The organism is Methanoculleus sp. UBA413 (genome assembly GCF_002502935.1).
GTDB classification, from domain to species: Archaea; Halobacteriota; Methanomicrobia; order Methanomicrobiales; family Methanoculleaceae; genus Methanoculleus; species Methanoculleus bourgensis.
Map to the genome: position 1 here is coordinate 1 of NZ_DAQR01000031.1, position 1664 is coordinate 1664.

Here is a 1664-nt window from a genome sequence, read left to right on the forward strand (position 1 = left end):
CCCCGCATCAGGACCCGCACCATAAGGTGAAACGGTCCACTAGCGCCCGGGGATCAGGTCTCAGATCCCACAAGCCGGTACTCCCCCTCCGGGATGAAGATCTCAAACCTGACACCTTCTCCTTCCACACCGGTCTCGTTGATGGTGATACCGGTGATCGCGAGGATCTCCCGGGTGAGAAAGAGCCCGAGCCCCGTATTCTTGCCAAAACCCTTGCGGAAGATCCGCTCCTTATCCGCAGCAGGGATGCCCCGGCCGTCGTCGGTGTAGGTGATCACGAGGCCGCCTTCAGCCCGGGATCCAAGAAACGATATCCGGGAGATATCCCCTCCATGCCGGACCGAGTTCTCCATGAGGTTGTAGAAGACCTTCCCAATCAGGGGGTCGGCATAGACCCAGAGCCCCATAACCCCGATATCCACCCTGACCTCCGAGAGCGGAAGTTCTTCGGCCGCCTGTCGGATCAGGGTCTCCGCATTGTGCCACTCCGCTTCTTTCACACCGATGTCCTGGTAGAAACGGGTGAACTCGACCTGCCGCTGGATCGTTCGCGCGGCCTGCAGCTCGTTTGCGACGTACCGGACAAAGGTGGGGTCCGCGGGCAGGCGTCCCGATTCCAGGTCCATCTGCGTTATCTCGAGATACCCGAGCAGCGCCGCCAGCTGGTTCAGTATATCGTGCCGGGTGATGGACGAGAGGGTGTTAAGTTTCCTGTTCGCCTCGCGGAGCGCCTTCTCTGCCCGCATCCGCTCCCCGATCTCCCTATCGCGCTCCATCACGGCTTCCTGGAGTTTCTGATACGTCCGGGCGTTTGCTATAGCAAGGCCGCAGACCTCAGTCACGGATCGGCTGATGCTGAGATACTCGGCAGCCCGGTGCGGCACGGCAAGCCCCTCAAGCACGAGAACACCGACGCACCGGTTTTCATGCCTGACTTCCATCGAGAGACCATCCCTGTCAGACAGGATGGCATTCCGGGTTTCCAGCGCGAAGAGCCCTGCCGCCCGCTCCGGAGCGTCATAGTATCCGGGAGGGCGGCTGACGATCCTGCCTGCCTCTCCCCCATCGATAGAGGCAAACCCGATCCTTGCCGGAGCAAACAGGACCGTAAAGAGGTCGAGCATCTCTTCAACCACCGTCTCTTCGCTCTGGAGCTCAGTGATCCTGCCGAGTATATCGATGGTCATCGCGTAGTCGGCGGATCGCTGGTTTGCGGCGATAGAGTCCCGATAGACCTTCTCCTCTCGTTCCAGGCGCCACTGGAGGTACTGGAGGGCAAGATACCGCCGCAGTGGCTCGATGTCGATAGGAATCCACTCTGTGGGGATCCAGAGGTCTTCGCCGAGGGCTGCCAGGTTCCGGGGGGCCTCGGGGTCGATCCCTGTATCGAGGAGCACGATCTTCCTGATCGACTCCCTGAAGAACTCCTCTGCTGCTTCCCCCTCAAACCCAAAGCCTGCAAGATGTTCCTTCCACCGCGAGAGCATGCCCGGGACGACCATGAACGCCCCCTCCCGGACGCAGGCATCGTAGAGGGGGGCCGGGAGGAGAACCTCCCGCATCAGGTCCGGGATCACCACGGCAGGGCCGGGCGGCTCAATCCTCTCCCGGCACCCGCACCCAAGAATGCATACCCGCTCGCAGGTCCCCAGGAACCGGGAGTG

General features: G+C 61.7%; 1 protein-coding gene. It reads right to left on the reverse strand.

Annotated features, from left to right (window positions below):
* Positions 1–53: 53 nt before the first annotated feature.
* On the reverse strand, positions 54–1664 hold a 1611-nt coding region (locus tag BP858_RS02435), incomplete at its 5' end, for a sensor histidine kinase (protein WP_286878749.1).